Annotated in this window: 18 protein-coding genes and 1 pseudogene; 10 read left to right on the top strand and 9 right to left on the bottom strand. The window is 46.3% G+C overall.

Features of this window, described 5'->3' with window-relative positions:
• Positions 1 to 27: 27 nt before the first annotated feature.
• Positions 28 to 644, top strand: a pseudogene (gene coaE, locus XZ46_RS01810) (dephospho-CoA kinase).
• Positions 645 to 675: 31 nt separating this feature from the next.
• Here the strand turns inward: coaE and XZ46_RS01805 are convergent.
• The 7 genes from XZ46_RS01805 to recF form a co-directional block, all read right to left on the bottom strand.
• Positions 676 to 1404, bottom strand: coding sequence for a biliverdin-producing heme oxygenase (locus tag XZ46_RS01805; protein WP_006621891.1), 729 nt, complete (start codon positions 1402 to 1404; stop codon positions 676 to 678).
• Between the two features lie 172 nt (positions 1405 to 1576).
• Entirely contained in the window at positions 1577 to 2254 is a 678-nt protein-coding gene (gene surE / locus XZ46_RS01800) for a 5'/3'-nucleotidase SurE (RefSeq protein ID WP_006621892.1), read from the bottom strand.
• A gap of 93 nt (positions 2255 to 2347) precedes the next feature.
• A complete protein-coding gene (locus tag XZ46_RS01795) occupies positions 2348 to 2755 on the bottom strand; it encodes a response regulator (RefSeq protein ID WP_006621893.1) in 408 nt (135 codons plus the stop codon).
• Between the two features lie 445 nt (positions 2756 to 3200).
• Positions 3201 to 5801, bottom strand: coding sequence for a PAS domain S-box protein (locus tag XZ46_RS01790; RefSeq protein ID WP_006668872.1), 2601 nt, complete (start codon positions 5799 to 5801; stop codon positions 3201 to 3203).
• A 252-nt stretch (positions 5802 to 6053) separates the two neighbouring features.
• A complete protein-coding gene (locus XZ46_RS01785) occupies positions 6054 to 6659 on the bottom strand; it encodes a TIGR02117 family protein (RefSeq protein ID WP_006668873.1) in 606 nt (201 codons plus the stop codon).
• 197 nt (positions 6660 to 6856) lie between these two features.
• Positions 6857 to 7225, bottom strand: coding sequence for a hypothetical protein (locus XZ46_RS01780; RefSeq protein WP_006621897.1), 369 nt, complete (start codon positions 7223 to 7225; stop codon positions 6857 to 6859).
• A gap of 92 nt (positions 7226 to 7317) precedes the next feature.
• A complete protein-coding gene (gene recF, locus XZ46_RS01775; RefSeq protein ID WP_006668876.1) occupies positions 7318 to 8457 on the bottom strand; it encodes a DNA replication/repair protein RecF in 1140 nt (379 codons plus the stop codon).
• Positions 8458 to 8573: 116 nt separating this feature from the next.
• Between recF and XZ46_RS01770 the strand changes: the two genes are divergently transcribed.
• The 9 genes from XZ46_RS01770 (at position 8574) to hypD (ending at position 19415) form a co-directional block, all read left to right on the top strand.
• Complete coding sequence (locus tag XZ46_RS01770; RefSeq protein ID WP_008056673.1) at positions 8574 to 10196, top strand: adenylate/guanylate cyclase domain-containing protein; 1623 nt, start codon at positions 8574 to 8576, stop codon at positions 10194 to 10196.
• 220 nt (positions 10197 to 10416) lie between these two features.
• On the top strand, positions 10417 to 10641 hold the full coding sequence (locus XZ46_RS33710; protein WP_081593337.1) for a hypothetical protein: 225 nt from the start codon (positions 10417 to 10419) through the stop codon (positions 10639 to 10641).
• A 1646-nt stretch (positions 10642 to 12287) separates the two neighbouring features.
• Positions 12288 to 13271: an alpha-ketoacid dehydrogenase subunit beta gene (locus tag XZ46_RS01765; RefSeq protein WP_006621902.1), complete on the top strand. Its 984-nt coding sequence runs from the start codon at positions 12288 to 12290 to the stop codon at positions 13269 to 13271.
• Between the two features lie 127 nt (positions 13272 to 13398).
• Entirely contained in the window at positions 13399 to 14790 is a 1392-nt protein-coding gene (secD, locus tag XZ46_RS01760) for a protein translocase subunit SecD (RefSeq protein ID WP_006621903.1), read from the top strand.
• A gap of 57 nt (positions 14791 to 14847) precedes the next feature.
• Positions 14848 to 15840, top strand: coding sequence for a protein translocase subunit SecF (gene secF, locus XZ46_RS01755; RefSeq protein WP_008052940.1), 993 nt, complete (start codon positions 14848 to 14850; stop codon positions 15838 to 15840).
• Positions 15841 to 15854: 14 nt separating this feature from the next.
• Positions 15855 to 16253, top strand: a complete 399-nt coding sequence (locus tag XZ46_RS01750) for a hypothetical protein (protein WP_048894889.1) — start codon at positions 15855 to 15857, stop codon at positions 16251 to 16253.
• A 314-nt stretch (positions 16254 to 16567) separates the two neighbouring features.
• Positions 16568 to 16798, top strand: a complete 231-nt coding sequence (locus tag XZ46_RS01745) for a hypothetical protein (RefSeq protein WP_006668881.1) — start codon at positions 16568 to 16570, stop codon at positions 16796 to 16798.
• A 312-nt stretch (positions 16799 to 17110) separates the two neighbouring features.
• Positions 17111 to 18178, top strand: a complete 1068-nt coding sequence (locus tag XZ46_RS01740; protein WP_008056529.1) for an amino acid ABC transporter substrate-binding protein — start codon at positions 17111 to 17113, stop codon at positions 18176 to 18178.
• Between the two features lie 130 nt (positions 18179 to 18308).
• On the top strand, positions 18309 to 19415 hold the full coding sequence (gene hypD, locus XZ46_RS01735) for a hydrogenase formation protein HypD (RefSeq protein WP_008056542.1): 1107 nt from the start codon (positions 18309 to 18311) through the stop codon (positions 19413 to 19415).
• A 347-nt stretch (positions 19416 to 19762) separates the two neighbouring features.
• On the opposite strand, the gene XZ46_RS01730 is transcribed toward hypD, so the two are convergent.
• Positions 19763 to 20203 carry a hypothetical protein gene (locus tag XZ46_RS01730; protein WP_008056543.1) on the bottom strand — a complete coding sequence of 147 codons (441 nt, stop codon included), beginning with the start codon at positions 20201 to 20203 and terminating at the stop codon, positions 19763 to 19765.
• A gap of 1 nt (position 20204) precedes the next feature.
• Positions 20205 to 20687 carry a hypothetical protein gene (locus tag XZ46_RS01725; RefSeq protein ID WP_006621913.1) on the bottom strand — a complete coding sequence of 161 codons (483 nt, stop codon included), beginning with the start codon at positions 20685 to 20687 and terminating at the stop codon, positions 20205 to 20207.
• Between the last annotated feature and the right edge of the window lie 39 nt (positions 20688 to 20726).

The following is a 20726-nucleotide window of genomic DNA, read 5'->3' as shown; positions in this document are numbered from 1 at the left end:
TAGTTGTAGTATTTGATTGGCTCACTCATGCGGTTAATTGGCTTGACAGGCGGTATTGGTACGGGGAAAACCACTGTTTCTAACTATTTGGCTGCTACCCATAAACTACCGATATGGGATGCGGACATTTATTCTCGCCTAGCGGTAGAACCTCACTCACCTGTTCTCAATACTTTGGCGGTTCGCTACGGCTCAGATTTACTATATCCCGATGGTAGCTTAAATCGAGGCAAGTTGGGGGATATTATCTTTAATAGCTTAACGGAAAGGCAATGGGTAGAAAGCCAAATCCATCCTTTTGTGCGCGATCGCTTCCTGGAAAAACGCCAAGAACTAGAAAAACAGTCTCATTTAGCAGAAGCTACGGCGGTTTTAGCCATTCCTCTGCTATTTGAAGCGAATATGACTGATTTAGTCACGGAAATTTGGGTGGTGTACTGTTCACCGTCTACCCAAAAACAGCGACTTATCCAGCGACATGGATCTTCCCTAACTCCTACACTACACAGATCCAAGCTAGAATTGATAGCCAAATGCCTTTGAGCGAAAAATGCGATCGCGCGGATGTGATCATATACAATGATGGTAGTCTACAGCACTTGTATCAACAGTGCGATCGAGCCTTAAAAGGGGAAGGGGTTTAACTCAGAGTTGACCCCACCCCTGCTTATGGCGTTAGTTCACCGAGTCAGTAGCGGTCGCTAGTTCTGTGGAACCTTTACCGCGTCGGCGAGTTAAGCTATTAAATAGCATAATTCCGATCGCTTTTACCAAATTGCCTTCGAGTTCATTAAACATTTTCATGTTCATTCCGAAAGCGGCGTTAGCTTCCTCCACAATGCGATCGGCTGTTTCCTGGTCAATCGGCAAATCATTCATGATCTGACGGTAATTGTTCTTAAATTCCTTCTCATCAGGAATTTCGTCAAACTCATAAAACTGAGTTCCTTGACCGTCCGATAAATTCATGGCTGTTTGAGCAATACCTTTCAGGATTTGTCCCCCCGAAAGGTCTCCCAAATAACGGGTGTACAGGTGAGAAATCAACAAAACCGGATCTTGCTCAGAAATCTCTCTAATTCTAGCCACATAAGTCTGAGCCGCTTCGGAAGGCTGAACTTCCTCCCGCCAGTTGCTACCATAGTAGAACAATAAATCCTGCTCAATAGCAGACTTGCGGTTTAACTCAGGAAAATATAGTTTCGAGAGGACGGGGTGATTTTTATGGCGATCCATTTCCTCTTCCATTGCCGTATAGACAAAGTAGAGATTCCCGGCTAATTTCCGATAGGAGGTTTTCTCAACTGTCCCTCTTAAAAAGCATTTGATAAAACCCACATTTTCCGCCATGGTGTGGGACTTTTTGGTTCCTTCCCGCAACTGGGTGGCTAGATTAACACTCATAGTAAATTTATTTGATCTGTTAACGAGATTTTACAGCAGATGTATTATCTTGGGGAAACGGCTGATTATACCGCCCGATTTTCTACCTTAAACCTATTTGCTTAAAAATAGTGTTAAGAATTGTCACAGATAGTAGACAGGAGAGATTGAGAGTACCAGAAACCGCTGTTGCTTAGAGGAAAATTTGACTAATAGCAATTTTGCCGCTGAAACAAACATCTACATCTGTACCAGGGGTGCGATCGCGTTGACCATAATCTCCGATATATTGGTATTGTTCCCCATTCACCTGATATTTAGCCGGAAGCGGGTCACAGGAGGGAGTACAGAAGACCATTTCCGGGTCTGGTTCTTCTGGCTGTAGATAGGGGAGATTGACATTCCAGAAACTGCGCGGTAAACAAGGTTGATTAAGCAGGTTTTCCAAGACGGCTTGGGTGAGGCGAGTCGCGCGTTCCCAGTCGGCTGGTTTACCGCCTTTTCGATACTGAGAAATAGCAATAGCCGGAATACCATGTATAGCGGCTTCTCTAACAGCGGCTACAGTCCCAGATATGTAGGTATCAACACCTAAATTACCCCCGGCATTAATCCCTGAGAGAACCCAGGACAAATCTGGACATAAATGGCTAATGGCCAGGCGAACACAATCGGCAGGAGTTCCAGCGATCGCATAATGAGTGGGAGAACGGCGTGATATATTAATGGGGGTAGCGGTGGTGACTTGATGACCACAGCCGGAAAGGTGATCGCGGGGAGCGACCCAAAGGCAGGGACTCTTTACAGCGGCCGATAAGGCTTTAATTCCAGGTGCATCAATTCCATCATCATTAGTTAATATAATCGTCATATTTAGGAAGTCCGGTTGCCGTCCCTACATTTTAACCGACAAGTGCCGATCCGGTTTCCGGTTTCCCGATTAAGATTTTTATGTGAAATGAGATTAAGCCACGTAGGGCATAAAAATTGAGCGAGATGCGGCTTTTTGGCTCAGGTCATTAAAGATGGTTTTAATCAAATTATTGACGTTTTTCGCAGTAGTCACATAATGATTTCGTGCCAATTGAAAACCCAGGGAGCGAGAACTAACCGCCGATTCTGATTGAATTAGGATGACGGGAATATCAGCGGTTTTCTGATTCTGCTGTAGCCGATGAATAAATCTATAGGTATTGCGATCGCTCAAATTTAAACTACTGATAATGAGATGCGGTTTGATTTCTTTAGCGATTTGCACCGCCCAGTTCCCGCCTTCTGCACAGATAATATTAAACTGCTCCAAGGCGATCGCATCCTCTAAAGTTGAGTTAAAATCCTGGTTTTCTTCCACCCATAAAATATCAAATATCATAATTTTGTCCCCACAGTGTATTAACTAGGAATAGTGCGACACCGATTCAATCCGATAAATCTAGTTTGATAATTTCACACAATCCCATCAATGGAGGAAATCAAGAACAGGTGACAGGGAGAGGAGGATTAATGATCCAATCATCAATTATCGACCCCACGACCCCAGGTTATTGACCAATGACTTTTTACTAACCAGTCCCATAACAGTCCGGTAACCAGCCATCAGACTTTTAGTTCCCCCAGAGTCCCTTACTGAATGACCTCCCGTACAACTACTTACCAAATATAAACAGCAATTGTGAAGATTATGTGATCAACAACCCAATTTTCCGATGAATATGTTAGAGTTGGGGCATCAGGCTTTTGTTTAAGATACTCTAGCCATTAGCCGGAGGGATGCGGAACTGCCCAAACTCCCCGGCTTGGCTATATTGATACAGGTTCTAGGTGTTATATTCGCTATGTATGGGGATCTGAATACAGAACTCCGAACCCACACCTGGTTCTGATGTGCAGTTTAACTTCCCTTTGTGCAAATCGACGACAATTTGATAGCTAACGGATAGACCCAACCCAGTCCCCTGACCCACAGGCTTAGTGGTAAAGAATGGGTCAAAAATGCGCGATCGCAACTCTTCAGGTATACCCACTCCATTATCAGCAATGCGAATAAATGCCAGGTTATTTTTAGTTAAACCAGTAGTAATTGTCAGTGTAGGTTCCTTAGCAGATTGCTGACATTCGGAGCTTTTTAGGGCATCAATAGCATTATTAAAGATATGCAAAAACACCTGATTTATCTGGCCAGCATAGCATTCAACTTTAGGCAAATCACCGTAATTTTTAATCACCACAATTTCCCGCTCTCCAGGTAAGGGTCGGAGGCGACTTGTCAAGACCATCAAAGTGCTATCAATCCCCTGATGAAGGTCTATTTCCTTAATTGCCGACTCATTCAATCGGGAAAAACTTTGCAGGGAGTTAACAATTTCCTGAATCCTTTTAGCACCATTCTGAATGGAATTAATCAACTGAGGAATATCAGTAATTAAAAAATTGAGATCAATCTCTTCGATTAATTCTGTAATTGCCAATGGTGGTTCTGTATAATATTGTCGATAGGATTCAATTAGCAACAGTAAATCCTGGGTATATTCTTCCAGGTGAGGCACATTACCAACAATAAATCCCACGGGATTATTAATTTCATGAGCCACCCCGGCCACCATTTGTCCCAAGCCAGACATTTTCTCGCTCTGAATTAGTTGGGTTTGGGTGCGTTTGAGTTTAGTTAAGGCTTTTTCTAGTTTCTCGGTCTGTTGTTGGAGGTGAATTTCCGCCCGTTTCCGCTCAGTAATATCCATAATCGTCCCAAACAGGCTGACAATTTGGTTATCGTGATTCAAAATGGCTTTAAACTTAATATGAACATAGCTAACTGAGTTTTCATCCTTGATAATTCTTGCTTCTGCCTGACAAGTAGTTCCATTATTGCGAGTTTCTGCTAGGGCTTTCTCAACCAATGGTCTATCTTCGGGGTGATAGCATTGCAGACATTGCTCTACGGAAGGTATACCCAAGGTCTGGTCTAAGCCCAAAATCCTAAATACCTCATCAGACCAAGTAAGTTCCCCAGTATCGATATCCAATTCCCAATTACCAATATGGGCTAATTCCTGGGCTTCCTGAAGATCGGAGGTGATTTCCCGCAGGCTGGCTTCGGCTTTTTTCCGGGATGTAATATCATTTAAAGATGCTACAGCACCCAAAACATTACCCCGACCATCTTTGATAGCACTAGCACGCAGTAACACCTGAAAGACACGGTTATTTTTAGCGCGGTGTTCGACTTCACCCACCCAGTTTTTGCCTTGGCTAATGACCGCAAAAATTTGTCGGGGAATTTGCGGGTCAGTATAAGCGCCAGATATCCCCCCAAATACTTGGTTAAATTCTTCTGGGGTTTCACACCCAAACATCTCAGAAAAGGCGGGATTTTGATAAAAGTGATTCCACTGTGCATCAGCCATAGCGATCGCATCACTAGAGCTTTCCACAGCCTGTTTATAAAGCATTAAGGTAGCTTCAGCCTGTTTGCGTTCGGTAACATCACGGCAAATACACACCACCCCAGCGGCACTTTTAGTTACAGACATCTCCTGGATGAAGAAACTACCATCTTGGCGACGACTACGGAGTTCTCCTTGCCATTCATTTTCAGCAGCAAAGACGGGAGAGACTTCTCGCCGGATATATTCTATCTCATCCCCATCATATAATTCCTGCCAAGTTTTGCCTAAAATCTCTTCAGCTTGGCTGTAGCCGAACATTTCTAAATAAGCACGGTTAACATAGGTAAATACTCCCTCGGAATTTTGTAAGGCGATACCGTCGGTGCTGGCTTCAATGGCGGCGAGTCGCTGTTTGAGTAGTTCCTCTTGTTGTAGGCGATCGCTAATATCATCTAATATTCCCAACACTCCAACTATATTTCCCTGGTGATTATCAAGGGGAATTTTGGTAGTTTCGACCAGAATTTCTTTTCCTTGGACTAGGTGGCGGGTTCCTCTGACTTTGATTTGAGGCGATTTTGAGGATATAACTTGGCGATCGAATTCCTGATACAATTTAGCCTCTTGAGGAGTCCAAGGTAAATCATCATCAGTTTTACCCACAATTTCTCTGGGGTCTTGTAATCCGACTTTCTCCGCAAATTGACGGTTACATCCCAAGTAAACAGAGTTACAGTCTTTCCAAAAAACGGCTTGAGGAACATAATCAATTACCATCTGTAACAGGTGGTCACAATTTATGGAATTGGAGTGATTGGCAATCACATTAATTTTCTGCTGCTGTAATTTTTGCCTCAGACTGTGATTTTCCTGTTGCAGTTGGACTACATGACGACGTAATTCGGCAAGTTCCCCTTGCAGATGGTTGGTCGGTTCCACTTCTGAATAATCACAATCACAAGAATTATTGGATAAGCTATCGTTAACGGTCAAGTATACACCATTACTGGACCAATTTTCATTGTCGGACATTTGATTTTCCCTTGATGTCATCGGCGACTTAAATTTGCAACCACTTTCTCTAGCATCTGGTCTTGAGGAAATTATAGCTTGAGTCCTGAAAAAATACAGTTTTTCTGAGATAAAACCAAAATATTTTTTTTGCCAAGTATCCCCTGGTGGGGCATCCCCAAATTAATGCCGAGATATACCCGCTAGTTTTAACCAAAACATCATCTTAATCGGACAACATTTAACTTTTATCTACCCTAGGAGGTAGGTAATTTAACAATTGCTTCTAGCTTTCGGGAGTAGCAAAATGGGTAAGCTAGGGTGGCGTGGGGTTTGCACCCGGGCGGTCCGTAATGCTTCTGCTATCCATGTATTGCAATGTCTGAGGAGGGAATAAACACCTTGGGCTTCATAAAAACTGTCTCTGATACCATAACCATAGCCGATTCTGATGGGATTTCCGGCGGAGTCAAGTTTAAAGGAATTTTGCAGAAAATCGACCAATTTTAAGTAATTATCCTCACTGATATTAAGGGGTTGTAAATCTTGTGCTACTGGGAGGGTCTGATATACTTGAACTCGCAAAACTGATGGAGTAGGTATAAATAATGCTTTCAGGGCGGTTGTTAATTGTAAATCCGCGAAGGTCGGAGATTCTAGGTAAACTTGGCGATCGCCCCAACCCATGGCTAGATATCGATAATTGCCAGAGGTTTGTCTCCCAACTTCTGATAAGTCGATAAACTGATGCCAGTCAAATACGGAGGTTTCCACTGGCACCAAGATATCTGTATGTAATATATTTCCGGTTATATAAATGGTTATATCACAACTTTTTTGCGAGGGTAAAATCCAGAAATAAGGCAAAAATAATGGCATGATTAAACATATCAAAAATGCCAGGATGGTGATAATTTTATATTTAGCTTTTGCGGGGAATTTTAGCTTAGATATAATCTTCACTGTGAAGGGGTTGATTGAGGGGCAAGGTGATTAAGGATGGAGGGGCGCGAAAAAGGGGTGCGAGTAAATCACACCCCATAATTGTACTGTCCTAAACTGGAATTGAGGTCAAGTTATTTGACAGCAACCACTTCTGATTCGGTGGGCTGTTCGGCTTCGATCGCAGTATTTTCGGTAATGATGTCATCATTAAGATCCAGGGAACCGCCAGGGGCTTCTGGGTGTTGGGTAGAAATAGCCATCCGGCGATAGGCATAAGCCCCACCAGCGGCAGCCAACCCAGCGACACCAGCAATGGCTGCGATCGCTTTATAGTCGGATTTAAAAAGGCTCATATTATGCCAGAAAGAGGTCAACTTAGTAGTTGCAGCCCCTTCATTAGCTTGACCTTTGCTGCTGAACACACAAGCGGTAGTCGCAGTAGCAGTCAAGGAAATGGTGGCGATCGCCATAGCAGATGCTAATACAGAAAGTCGCTTCATGTTGAATCAGTATGATAATAGTGGTCTACAAAACATTAGATAGATATGTTAGCAGCTAATTTTGATTTTGGGTGGTATCAAATTTGGCAAAATCAGAAAAAATCAGTAATTTTACCTTGTTCCACCATGAGAATTTGGCTTTGTTGCAACCACTGATGGTCAAAAGCGCCTAAATGGGTAGTAGTAATCAGAGTTTGAAATCGCTCAGAGATGGCTTGTAGAAGCTGATTTTGGCGATGGGGGTCAAGTTCTGCTAGTACATCGTCCAACAGAAGTAAAGGGGGTTCACCGATGACGGACTCAATGAGTTGCAATTCCGCCAACTTGAGGGCTAAAACCAAAGTCCGCTGCTGACCGGATGATCCATATTGGCGGGCGGGAGTTTGGTTAATGGTAAAAATGACATCATCACGGTGTGGACCCACTAGAGTCAACCCTTGAGAACGTTCGGCGATCGCTCTGGTGCTAATTTTGGTCAAAAATGCCTGTTGTACCTGTTCAGGAGGCCACCGAGACCACCTCTGTTGTTGTTTAGAAGGGGGTTCAATGTTAGGCTGATAGGTGATATTCAGGGTTTCCCTACTGCCACTAATACTTTGATGCCACATCCGCGCTAAAGGTTCGAGCCTTTCAATAACGCGATCGCGGCGACGGAGTACCCGCGCCCCAGCCACTGCCAATTGAGCATCCCAAACGGCTAATTCTTCCGGGGTAGTTCCTGCCATGGGTCCCCGTTTTAACAAAGCATTACGTTGTCGCAACACCCGGTTATATTGATCTAACATATAGGCATAAACTGGTTCTAGTTGAATCAGAAGCCGATCAAGCCAGTGGCGGCGTTCAGCGGGACTACCGCGCACAAGATCCAAATCCAGACTAGAAAACTGGACAACATTAAGGATACTGAGAAAATCAAGATGACGTTTGACCGATTGACCATTGATGGCAACTGTTCGGCGACCTTGACTCCTCAAAGTCAAAGCCAGGTCAAGTGTACCACTATCACGCTCAAGGGTAGCAGTAATTTGGGCGATCGCATGATTGTCCAAAACCAGATCGCGATCGCGGTTAACCCGATGACTTTTGAGGGTAGACAGCAATTCGACGGCTTCGAGTAGATTGGATTTGCCTTGAGCGTTGTTGCCCACTAAAATAGTTTTGGGAGCATCAAACGCCACGTCTTGAGCTTCGTAGTTGCGAAACTGTCGGAGATGTAGCGTTTTCAGATACATAGAGTCAGGAGAAAAAAAGATCCGGTCTTAATTGTCTCATCTAACCAGATAAATTCTTTCTGCTGCCACATCAGGGACGATCTTCACTATGTTATCTTAACTAAACTTGAGCAAACGTGCCATATCTAATCTATAACCCCGATACATCGAGTCCGGTCACTTATGAGTTAATGCGCGGTGTCAATACCATCGGGCGTAGCCGGGATAATACTATCTGTATTACAGATATGAGTCTGTCCCGACAACACGCCGTGATTGAGGTTCAGGACAACCGGGTAACTGTGAGCGATCGCAACAGCAGTAATCATGTGTTTGTCAATGAAGCCATGATCCAAAATTGTCAACTCAAAGATGGAGATGTACTCCGCTTAGGGAGGGTGGTGTTAAAATTTGTCGCCTCCGGTGTCACCTCCTCCCAAAAGTCTCCCCGTATTGAGCGATCGCCCACGGCTGTAGTTACCCAGTTTTCTCCCCGTTCAGATATGATTGGGATGCAGGATTTATTGGAACCCGAAGAACGAGATCGTCACTCAGTTCTTAATCTGCGGTCATCCGATACCCATTTACGAGCCGTAGATAAACTCAAAATATTATTAGATGTTAGCCAACAATTATCATCCCCAGAATCCACGAATAAACTACTTGATAAAATCCTAGATTTACTGTTTAAAATTATGGGGGTTGACCGCGCGGCAATTTTATTAGTAAATAACAAAACTAAAGCAATCGAAGAAAAAGCAGTTCGTTATCGTTCTCAAGTGTTAGAGGATGAATATTTTTATAGTAAAAGTATTACTAATACAGTCCTAGAAACTGGGAACGCCATCTTAACTTCAGATGCCCATGTAGACGAGCGTTTTCAGGATTGCGAGTCAATTATTTACCAGGGTATTCATGCTTCCGTGTGCGTTCCTCTCAAACCCAGAGACAAAGTAATTGGGGTTTTATATGTAGATAATCTATCGATGTCTGATGTTTATTCTAATGAAGATGTGGAGTTTTTAAGCACTTTAGCCAATCAAGCGGCTATTGCGATCGACAACGCCGAACTGCGCAAAAAAATGCAGGAAGAAGCGGTAATGCGTAACAAACTAGAGCAATTTTTTGCTCCGGCGGTGAGTCGCAAACTACGGGAAGAAGGCAAACTAGAAATTATCGAAGCTGAAGTTACCGCCTTATTTTCTGATATTACTCGCTTTACGCAAATGTCTTCTCGCCTGGAACCCCGCCAAGTAATATCTATGTTGAATGAATACTTTAAAGTCATGGTAGAGGATATTGTTTTCCCCTATCAAGGAACCTTAGAAAAATATATCGGTGATGCTTTAGTAGCCGTTTGGGGCGCTCCCTACGCCCGCAAAGATGATGTGGAAAGAGCAGTTAAAGCAGCCATTGATATGCAATGGGCTGTCCGCCGCATGAACGATCGCTGGACTAAGGATTATGCGGAACCTTTGCAAATTCACATAGGCTTAAATACCGGACTCGTAGCGGCCGGAAATATAGGTTCTGAGCGATTAATTCAATACGCCCATATTGGTGATACTATGAACGTTGCCAGCCGCATTTGTAGTGCCGCCCAAGCCGGAGAAATTATGATTTCGGCAAGTACATTTAAGCAACTGGGCGACCATAGTTTCCCCCTGGAAAAAATGCCCCATATTCGAGTGAAAGGTAAGGATCAAGCCCTCCAGCTTTACCGTCTTCATTGGGAAGAAGTTCATACCATTTCCCTATAATCTGGCGACTATTACCCGTTGATATGACCGGGGACGAACTCACAAAGCGCCTATATCCCCCCTATTAGGGCGATCGCTTTCAGTGGGCTGGTGGGAATCGTGGGTTAGGGCGATCGCTTTCAGTGGGCTGGTGGGAATCGTGGGTTAGGGCGATCGCTTTCCGTGGGCTGGTGGGAATCGTGGGTTAGGTTTAGGGTTAGGTTAGGGCGGGTGCAGCTAGTTGGCTGGTTTCTCCCGTGGCTGCTCTAGCACCCGCCCCTACTGGCGGTGGGAATCGTGGGTTAGGGCGATCGCTTTCAGTTGGCTGGTTTCTCCCGTGGCTGCTCTAGCACCCGCCCCTACTGGCCGTGGGAATCGTGGGTTAGGGCGATCGCTTTCAGTGGGCTGGTGGGAATCGTGGGTTAGGGCGATCGCTTTCCGTGGGCTGGTGGGAATCGTGGGTTAGGGCGATCGCTTTCCGTGGGCTGGTGGGAATCGTGGGTTAGGTTTAGGGTTAGGTTAGGGCGGGTGCAGCTAGTTGGCTGGTTTCTCCCGTGGCTGCTCTAGCACCCGCCCCTACTGGCGGTGGGAATCGTGGGTTAGGGCGGGTGCAGCTAGTGGGCTGGTTTCTCCCGTGGCTGCTCTAGCACCCGCCCCTACTGGCCGTGGGAATCGTGGGTTAGGGCGGGTGCAGCTAGTGGGCTGGTTTCTCCCGTGGCTGCTCTAGCACCCGCCCCTACTGGCCGTGGGAATCGTGGGTTAGGGCGGGTGCAGCTAGTGGGCTGGTTTCTCCCGTGGCTGCTCTAGCACCCGCCCCTACTGGCCGTGGGAATCGTGGGTTAGGGCGGGTGCAGCTAGTGGGCTGGTTTCTCCCGTGGCTGCTCTAGCACCCGCCCCTACTGGCCGTGGGAATCGTGGGTTAGGGCGGGTGCAGCTAGTGGGCTGGTTTCTCCCGTGGCTGCTCTAGCACCCGCCCCTACTGGCCGTGGGAATCGTGGGTTAGGGCGGGTGCAGCTAGTGGGCTGGTTTCTCCCGTGGCTGCTCTAGCACCCGCCCCTACTGGCCGTGGGAATCGTGGGTTAGGGCGGGTGCAGCTAGTGGGCTGGTTTCTCCCGTGGCTGCTCTAGCACCCGCCCCTACTGGCCGTGGGAATCGTGGGTTAGGGCGGGTGCAGCTAGTGGGCTGGTTTCTCCCGTGGCTGCTCTAGCACCCGCCCCTACTGGCCGTGGGAATCGTGGGTTAGGGCGGGTGCAGCTAGTTGGCTGGTTTCTCCCGTGGCTGCTCTAGCACCCGCCCCTACTGGCCGTGGGAATCGTGGGTTAGGGCGGGTGCAGCTAGTGGGCTGGTTTCTCCCGTGGCTGCTCTAGCACCCGCCCCTACTGGCGGTGGGAATCGTGGGTTAGGGCGGGTGCAGCTAGTTGGCTGGTTTCTCCCGTGGCTGCTCTAGCACCCGCCCCTACTGGCCGTGGGAATCGTGGGTTAGGGCGGGTGCAGCTAGTGGGCTGGTTTCTCCCGTGGCTGCTCTAGCACCCGCCCCTACTGGCGGTGGGAATCGTGGGTTAGGGCGGGTGCAGCTAGTGGGCTGGTTTCTCCCGTGGCTGCTCTAGCACCCGCCCCTACTGGCGGTGGGAATCGTGGGTTAGGGCGGGTGCAGCTAGTGGGCTGGTTTCTCCCGTGGCTGCTCTAGCACCCGCCCCTACTGGCCGTGGGAATCGTGGGTTAGGGCGGGTGCAGCTAGTGGGCTGGTTTCTCCCGTGGCTGCTCTAGCACCCGCCCCTACTGGCGGTGGGAATCGTGGGTTAGGGCGGGTGCAGCTAGTGGGCTGGTTTCTCCCGTGGCTGCTCTAGCACCCGCCCCTACTGGCGGTGGGAATCGTGGGTTAGGGCGGGTGCAGCTAGTGGGCTGGTTTCTCCCGTGGCTGCTCTAGCACCCGCCCCTACTGGCGGTGGGAATCGTGGGTTAGGGTTAGGGTTAGGTTAGGGCGGGTGCAGCTAGTGGGCTGGTTTCTCCCGTGGCTGCTCTAGCACCCGCCCCTACAGAGTCGCGCCTACTCTATATTTGTGTCGCCTTCCCTGGTTAAAATAATTAATCCACTATACTCGGATAATCTTCATGGCACAGACTCTACTTTTTAATGCACTGCGTCAAGCCACTGACGAAGAAATGGCTCGCGATCCTGCTGTATTGGTTCTAGGGGAAGATGTAGGTCACTATGGTGGTTCCTACAAAGTGACCAAAGACTTGCATAAGAAATATGGGGATCTGCGAGTTCTCGATACCCCCATTGCTGAAAATAGTTTCACAGGGATGGCAGTTGGTGCCGCTATGACCGGACTGCGACCCATAATCGAAGGGATGAACATGGGATTCCTGCTGCTGGCTTTCAACCAAATTGCTAATAATGGTGGAATGCTGCGCTACACTTCCGGGGGTAACTTTAAAATGCCTTTGGTAATTCGTGGACCCGGCGGGGTGGGTCGTCAATTGGGAGCCGAACACTCTCAACGCCTAGAGTCCTATTTCCAAGCGGTTCCGGGTCTAAAAATTGTCGCCTGTTCTACGCCCTATAATGCTAAGGGTCTACTCAAATCGGCAATTCGGGATGATAACCCGGTTTTGTTCTTTGAGCACGTCCTGCTGTATAACCTCAAGGAAGATCTACCGGAAGAGGAATATTTGGTTCCTATTGACCAGGCGGAAATTGTGCGATCGGGTAAAGATGTCACGATTCTTACCTACTCTCGGATGCGCCATCATGTAATGCAGGCGGTTCCGGCTATGGTGAAACAGGGTTTTGACCCAGAGGTGATTGATTTAATTTCCCTCAAGCCTTTAGACCTGAATACCATTGGCGAGTCGATTCGGAAAACTCACCGTGTGATTATTGTGGAAGAGTGCATGAAAACCGGGGGAATTGGGGCGGAACTGACGGCCTCGATTAATGATAATTTCTTTGATGAACTTGATGCTCCTGTGTTGCGGCTTTCCTCCCAGGATATCCCTACCCCCTATAACGGGATGTTGGAAAGGTTGACGATTGTACAGCCGGAACAGGTTCTGGAGGCGGTTCAGAAGATGTTATCCCACCAGGTTTAGCTTAATGGGTTCCGCGTCTGGACTTCTGGGTTGAGTTGGGGTGAAGTTCCATGGCTTTCCTGGTAGTTCGGCGTGGGATCGGATTTTAATGATAAAATGAGTCGTTATCCCTGATTTTGAATTCAGTATGCGAAAACAGCGATCGCTCCTTTTCCTGATCTTACTCCTGGTCATCACTTCCCTGATTATTTTGGTCCGGGTTCCTATTCGCCTGGGACTAGACTTGCGGGGTGGTTCTCAACTCACAATTCAGTTGCAAACCTCCGATGATGTGCCACGCATTGATGAGCGGGTTTTGGAGGGGGTTCAGAGTGTCATCGAAAACCGTGTCAACGGTTTGGGTGTTTCTGAGGCTGTGGTGCAAACTGTAGGAGATGATCAGATTCTGGTGCAACTCCCCGGTGTCAGTGACCCAGAACAAGCGGAACGGGTTTTGGGAGGGACGGCTCAGTTGGATTTCCGGGAGCAAAGACCGGGGACTGAGGGAGAGCTTTTTGCGGAAATACAGGTTAATCGAGCATTAGATGCTGATTTAAGACAGGCGATCGCCACCGGAGACGATGATAGACTCGAACAACTCCTCCAACAACTCAATGAAAGTAATCAGGCGATCGCCTCATTCTATAAAGAACCCATAATTCGCGGCCAGCAGCTACAAGATGCCTTCCCCCAACCCACTCAAGGGGGGAATGGTTGGGAAATTGTCCTGCGCTTTAATAGTGAAGGCGGCAGAAATTTTGCTGAACTTACCAAAAACTTAGCCGGGACAGGACGCACCATTGGCATCTTTTTAGATGACAGTCTGTTAAGTTCTCCCACCGTTTCCGTGGAATTTGCCGATACCGGAATTACCGGGGGAAGTGCCGTAATTACCGGCAATTTTAGCGCCGCCGAAGCTAATGATCTCGCCGTACAATTGCGAGGGGGAGCGCTTCCGGTTCCGGTGGAAATTGTCGAAAACCGCACCGTCGGTGCAACTCTGGGACGTGATAGCATTCAGCGCAGTATTTATGCCGGCAGTGGCGGCTTGATTTTGGTGCTAATTTTTATGGTGGCTTATTATCGCCTACCAGGGGCGATCGCTGATGTGGCTTTGGTGGTTTACGCCCTATTTACCCTAGCCATTTTTGCCCTCTTGGGAGTTACCCTTACCCTACCGGGAATTGCTGGGTTTATCCTTAGTATCGGTATGGCTGTTGATGCTAACGTCCTGATTTTTGAACGCACCCGGGAAGAACTCCGAGCCGGAAAAACCCTCTATCGTTCCGTCGAGTCTGGTTTTTATCGGGCTTTTGGCAGTATCCTGGATGGAAATGTTACCACTGGTATTGCTTGTGCCGCTCTGTTCTGGCTGGGAACTGGACTGGTGAAGGGATTTGCCCTTACCCTCGGTTTGGGGGTGGCTGTGAGTATGTTTACCGCTGTTACCTTTAGCCGCACTCTCATGTTTACCGTGATTAGTTTACCTGAGTTCCGCAAGCCTGAATTGTTTTGTCCAAATCTCCCTAAGACTAATTAGGTTTGATGGTTTTCTCAACTCTTGTGTTGCCCCTAAATTATGGCTTGATCTGAAACTATGACTTTTAGTGTGACAAAACGGCGATCGCTTTGGTGGATGATTTCGGCGGCGGTTATCCTCGCCGGAATAGTGGGGATGTTAATTTCCTGGACTAATCCTGATATTGGCTCACCCATACGCCCCGGACTAGACTTTGTGGGAGGAACTCGCCTCCAGTTGGAACTTGATTGCACTGTTCCCGGTAATTGTGATGGCCCCATTGAGATTGACCAGGTGCGGGAAGTTTTGCAGGCTCAGGACTTGGGTAGCAGTTCCATTCAACTTTTGGATAAAGACCCCATTCAACGCGATCGCCAAATTGTTTCCGTTCGCACTAAAAACCTCAATGTTGATGAACGAACTCAGCTAGAAGCCGCCTTGCGAGAGGCGATCGGAGTTTTTGACCCCCTCGCTACCCAAATCGACACCGTGGGACCAACTCTCGGCCGTCAAATCTTTATTTCTGGACTCCAAGCCTTACTCGTCGCTTTCGCCGGAATTACCGTCTATCTAACTTTCCGGTTCCAGTTTGACTATGCAGTATTTGCATTTGTCGCCCTATTCCATGATGTTTTTCTGACTATGGGGATATTCTCCATTTTCGGTCTGGTTTTTGGCTTAGAAGCCGATACCCTATTTTTAGTAGCCCTCTTGACAATTATCGGGTTTTCTGTTAATGACACCGTGGTAATTTACGATCGCATCCGGGAAATCTTGAAACAAATGCCTGATGCTTCTACCGGGGAAGTCGTTGATAATGCCGTTAACCAAACCTTGGCGCGCTCTATCAATACCACAGTTACCACCATCCTACCCCTGTTTTGCATTTTCCTGTTTGGCGGGGAAACTCTCAAATATTTTGCCCTCACCCTGATTATAGGTTTTATTGCAGGTTCCTACTCTAGTATTTTTATTGCTAGTACCCTTCTGGGTTGGTGGCGCGATCGCAAAGCGTCTAAGTCAACCATCGTCCCTAATGATGAACCTCAGCCAGTGTCTAGGGAAAAATAAATAATTACAGTCCCATGTCCTATCCTGAACCCTCATTAGATGATCCAGTCCTGAAAACTCAAATGAAACGACTCCATGAGTTGATAATTTGGAGTCGCTGGCTGGTGATTATCCTATTATGGTTGGTTATTGGCTCACTGAGTTTGTGGGGAATGCGATCGGACATTTCCCTACTCATGGAACATTTTACCTGGGCTACAGTCCGCCACGGCCTATTTCATAATCGCCTATCTGCGATCGGTTTAGGTATATGTGTAGGCATGACTACCAGCACCTTACTTTGGCAAAGTCGCAACATTCTTATGGGTTTCCCCCTTCGTTATCGCCAACGCCTAGAAAGACAAGTCCTCAAAATTCGCCAACAGGGTTCGACTCATCCCCTGTGGCGGTGGGTAATTAATAATTATCAATAATTAGCCTCCATAACTGAGCAGATCAGCTACCACTAGAAGACTCTCTGAGAATTATCTGCCATAAGTTTGTATAAATTATTACAATTAACCCTTTATGTCAAGTTATGCTTCAGTTAGTTAAGAGATTTGTAAATCATGTGAAATCTTGTGTAATTTGATGTTTGATCAGGCGAATTTGAGTTATGGTTGAGACTATAAAGAAAAAATAAAGGCGGCCACCACAAATTTAAGATTAGTGTGAACAGGCTGCATATCTAAGACGCTCACCCACTCCCGGCTTTGGGGAGAAAATGAACAAACCATAAGGAGGTCTTATGACTCCAACAATGCTCCGTCAACTTTGGTCTTTAGTTGAAAATACCCAACCTTCACATTTAGTTAGTCTGGATGATGATAGCCTGGTTCAGTGCTTGATGGGTCGCCTAAAGAGTCAGTCAAGCATCAATGGTCAGGAGGTGGATATGTTGGATGAGTATATCAACTCTCGTATATCTCTAATTCGTGACCTAGCCGAGGCTCGTCTGTCTGGGGAATCAATGGCTTAATATTCAATAGGGACGGAGTATAGTGTGCGATCGCTCTATATATTACCCCCCCACAATTTCCCCGAAGATCGCGATATATAGCCAATTTATGTCAAACTCCCTTGAAATTGTCCACGAACGATATCGCCAGGTTAAGGTAAGCTTATGAAAATTGTCAACTCCCTTCTCAGGCTGTTGTAAGGTAGTCCTGTAGTAGGATGGCAAATTAATTGGGCTCTCCCTATTCTCTTAAGTCTCCCTCATAGGTGCAAACCTTAATAGTGGGTAGCTTAGTGGCGATATGTAAACCGATTCAAAGACAATTCAAAAACTATGGGTAAACGAGGTTTTCTATTATTGGTAAGTTGCTTGTCAGCCTTATCACTCACAGCTTGTGAACCCGGAGGATCTCCAGGTTCTGACGGACTAGCCGCCGGAGGCAGCGGTCAAAGTCGCCTAAATGTTGTCAAAAACCGAGGATTCCTCATTTGTGGGGTAGATGGTGGTATTCCTGGCTTCAGTTTTGTTGATCAGAGTGGCGAATACTCTGGCTTAGATGTAGATGTCTGTAAAGCCGTAGCAGCAGCCTTATTTGATGACCCTAATGCAGTTCAGTATCGGAACTTAGATTCCACAGAACGTTTTGAAGCCATGAGAGCCGGGGAAGTAGATATGCTTTCGCGCAATACTACCTGGACTCTCAGCCGTGATACATCTGTAGGGATGGAATTTGCCCCTACCACATTCCATGATGGTCAGGGTATGATGGTTCGCGCAGATAGTGGAATTACCAGCTTAGAAGATTTTCAGGATCGCGCCGTCTGTGTAGAAGCGGGAACTACCACCGAACTTAATCTTACTGATAATATGCGCGAACGGGGTATCACCTTTGAGACCGTGACATTCCAACAGGCTGACCCCGCCTATGCGGCTTATGCTGAGGGTCGTTGTGAAGGTATGACCTCTGATAAATCTCAACTCCTCGCTCGTCGCAGCACCCTTCCCAACCCCAATGATCATATTATCCTGGATGTTACTATGTCTAAGGAACCCCTCGGACCTGTAACCCTCAATAATGACTCAGCTTGGTTTGATACCGTCAAATGGGTGACATTTGCTTTGTTTGAAGCCGAAGAACTAGGAATTACTCAAGCTAATGTCGAAGAAATTGCCCAAACTAGCGAGAATCCTACCATTCGCCGTTTTCTTGGCGTGGAAGGGGATTTAGGTACAGGAATGGGTTTAACTAATGATTTTGCTGCTAGGGTGATTAGGCACGTCGGAAACTATGCGGAAGTTTACGATCGCAATTTAGGTGCAGGTTCCCAGTTTAATCTTCCTCGCAATGAAAATGAGCTATGGACTAATGGGGGTTTACTCTTTTCTCCACCATTCCGTTAATGACAAAAATTAGGTGAAGGGTAGGATCTTATTAGTTGAGGCGGTTTTTTCGACTACCAAAACTGATCCACCTTTCATCTATCATGGTCAAGCTGAATAACATCACAGCAGCTTATGGGGACATATCAAGATGAAATTTGTGGATGAGTATCGGGATTTGGAATTGTCCCAAAAATACGCTCAGGCGATCGCATCTATTACTAGCCAACCCTGGACAATCATGGAAATTTGTGGGGGACAAACCCACTCCATTGTTAAATATGGCATTGACAAGTTATTACCTGAACAAATTACTTTAATTCATGGCCCTGGATGTCCCGTCTGTGTGACTCCCATTCACATGATTGATCGCGCTGTTGAAATAGCCACCCTTCCTAATACTATTCTCTGTTCCTTTGGGGATATGTTACGAGTCCCTGGAACCGAAAAAGACTTGCTTTCAGTTAAGGCTATGGGGGGAGATATTCGCATCGTTTATTCCCCTTTAGATAGTTTAAAAATTGCTCAGAATAACCCCGACAAACAGGTGGTATTTTTGGCGGTCGGCTTTGAAACTACAGCACCCGCTACAGCTATGGCGGTTTATCAAGCCAAAGAACTCTCAATTGAGAATTTTTCGATGCTGGTTTCTCATGTGTTAGTTCCTCCGGCGATCGCGGCTATTTTATCTAGTCCTAACTGTCGAGTACAGGGGTTTTTAGCGGCTGGTCATGTTTGCACAGTGATGGGATACACTGAATATGAGCCGATTGTAAAAAAATATAATATTCCCATTGTTGTGACTGGTTTTGAACCTGTGGATATTCTTCAGGGGATTTATCTATGTATTAAACAGCTAGAAGAGGGACAAGCTACATTAGAAAATCAATACACTCGTTCGGTACAAAGAGAGGGAAATAAGACGGCAAAAACCATTATATCACAAGTATTTGAAGTAGTCAATCGTCAATGGCGCGGCATAGGAGAAATTTCCGAAAGTGGTTTAGGGTTGCGATCGCCCTACGCGGAATTTGACGCAGAACATCGGTTTAATTTGTCACCGCCACAACCGGATAATTATAGCGAATGTATTAGCGGTGAAATTATGCAGGGAATCAAAAAACCCCATCAGTGTCCCGCCTTTGGAAGCCGCTGTAAACCAGAACATCCTCTCGGTGCGCCCATGGTTTCTTCGGAAGGCGCTTGCGCCGCCTATTATCGTTACCGTCACCATGGAGAAACCGAGTTATTACAGTAGGGTGCGTCAGACACCAGAAACCATCAGAAAAACACGATAATTTATTTCTGACGCACCAGAATACTTGTTCGGAAATAGCTTAAAATATTACCCTCACCCTCAATCAGAATTAATTAATAATTAATAATTAATAATTAATTATTGTAGGGGCGGGTTCTGCTGTCAATTCTCAATTCCCCACGACGATATTAATAAACCCGCCCTACCCCACGGGGGAATTACTTGGAAAGGTATTAGATTATTAGACCAATTATATAGTAGGGTGCGTCAGACAGGGAAAACCAGGAGAAAAACCCGATAATTGATGACTGACGCACCAGACCAATTATAAAGTGAGGATTAAAATTTTAATTGATAGGTAAAATGTCTATCAGGTGTTCCCCTGGAAATAAGTCAATTCCTAAAGCTGATTTGATTAAATATAGCACCAGAAATATGATAGCACTAATCATCAGGTTTAAGCCGATGAGCAATAAGGAAGCGGCTATGATATTAGCAATTTTATGGGCTTGGGTAAAGAAAGGCGATCGCTTTTTTTGTCGGCGTTCCTTACCCACGAAAACCACCACATAAAACCGATCTATAATCAAATCGACAGTAAATCTCAGATCGACAATTTTCGAGGAAGGTTGGGGTATAGCTGCATCTAAAGTTTGCCGAATTTCTGCCAGTTGTTGGGGGTTAAAACTTGCCAAAACTTCGGGAGTCATTTTTTGTAAATATTCATCAGCATTTGGGGGTTGAATCCGAGGTAAATTTCTCGGATATTGTTGAGATTTCCTGTTCATATTAAATCATCCAACCTAAGCGAAAAATTACCGAACCGACTATGAAAGCGACCCCCGGGATACCCAGTAGTATATAAAAAAGGCGATCGTCATTTAAACCCACCGTAGATAGGATAGTGCGACCCCATGCTAAAGCCATAATTAGCAGTATAGAAAAAGCCCATAATCCCATTAAAATCATCGCCCAAAGGGGTGCATTTTGGAATGGTAAATCTGGCAGCCACACCGTTGGCCATGTCTTGAGAATAGTGCCAATAAACATAATCAACACTAGCCAAGCATTCGCCAAAACAATAGCTTCTTCCCCGACCTTAGCCAAATGTAGGATAACCGCGAAAGTGATTAACCACACCAACCAGGGAACCTCAAACGCCGCCAGGAACCACCCAGCCACAGTATAGCCCAAAAATAAAGTGATAGTATAGATCCAAAATCGGGGATAGCTGTAAAATTTATCAGCCACAGTCTCTTTAACAGTTATCACGATATTGTATATTATACAAGAACATCTGAGCAACAGCAA

The organism is Limnospira indica PCC 8005 (assembly GCF_000973065.1).
GTDB classification, from domain to species: domain Bacteria; phylum Cyanobacteriota; class Cyanobacteriia; order Cyanobacteriales; family Microcoleaceae; genus Limnospira; species Limnospira fusiformis.
The sequence above is the reverse complement of the archived record's forward strand: the minus strand, read 5'-3'. Positions and strand labels throughout refer to the sequence as shown.

What these genes read in the sequence shown, in the direction of transcription:
- XZ46_RS01765 (WP_006621902.1), top strand. Translation starts at nt 12,288, where the DNA reads ATGGCACAGACTCTACTTTTTAATGCACTGCGTCAAGCCACTGACGAA.
- XZ46_RS01745 (WP_006668881.1), top strand. Translation starts at nt 16,568, where the DNA reads ATGACTCCAACAATGCTCCGTCAACTTTGGTCTTTAGTTGAAAATACC.
- hypD (WP_008056542.1), top strand. Translation starts at nt 18,309, where the DNA reads ATGAAATTTGTGGATGAGTATCGGGATTTGGAATTGTCCCAAAAATAC.
- XZ46_RS01730 (WP_008056543.1), bottom strand. Translation starts at nt 20,203, where the DNA reads ATGAACAGGAAATCTCAACAATATCCGAGAAATTTACCTCGGATTCAA.
- XZ46_RS01780 (WP_006621897.1), bottom strand. Translation starts at nt 7,225, where the DNA reads ATGAAGCGACTTTCTGTATTAGCATCTGCTATGGCGATCGCCACCATT.
- surE (WP_006621892.1), bottom strand. Translation starts at nt 2,254, where the DNA reads ATGACGATTATATTAACTAATGATGATGGAATTGATGCACCTGGAATT.
- secD (WP_006621903.1), top strand. Translation starts at nt 13,399, where the DNA reads ATGCGAAAACAGCGATCGCTCCTTTTCCTGATCTTACTCCTGGTCATC.
- XZ46_RS01750 (WP_048894889.1), top strand. Translation starts at nt 15,855, where the DNA reads ATGTCCTATCCTGAACCCTCATTAGATGATCCAGTCCTGAAAACTCAA.
- secF (WP_008052940.1), top strand. Translation starts at nt 14,848, where the DNA reads ATGACTTTTAGTGTGACAAAACGGCGATCGCTTTGGTGGATGATTTCG.
- XZ46_RS01795 (WP_006621893.1), bottom strand. Translation starts at nt 2,755, where the DNA reads ATGATATTTGATATTTTATGGGTGGAAGAAAACCAGGATTTTAACTCA.
- XZ46_RS01740 (WP_008056529.1), top strand. Translation starts at nt 17,111, where the DNA reads ATGGGTAAACGAGGTTTTCTATTATTGGTAAGTTGCTTGTCAGCCTTA.
- XZ46_RS01805 (WP_006621891.1), bottom strand. Translation starts at nt 1,404, where the DNA reads ATGAGTGTTAATCTAGCCACCCAGTTGCGGGAAGGAACCAAAAAGTCC.
- XZ46_RS01790 (WP_006668872.1), bottom strand. Translation starts at nt 5,801, where the DNA reads ATGTCCGACAATGAAAATTGGTCCAGTAATGGTGTATACTTGACCGTT.
- XZ46_RS01785 (WP_006668873.1), bottom strand. Translation starts at nt 6,659, where the DNA reads ATGCCATTATTTTTGCCTTATTTCTGGATTTTACCCTCGCAAAAAAGT.
- recF (WP_006668876.1), bottom strand. Translation starts at nt 8,457, where the DNA reads ATGTATCTGAAAACGCTACATCTCCGACAGTTTCGCAACTACGAAGCT.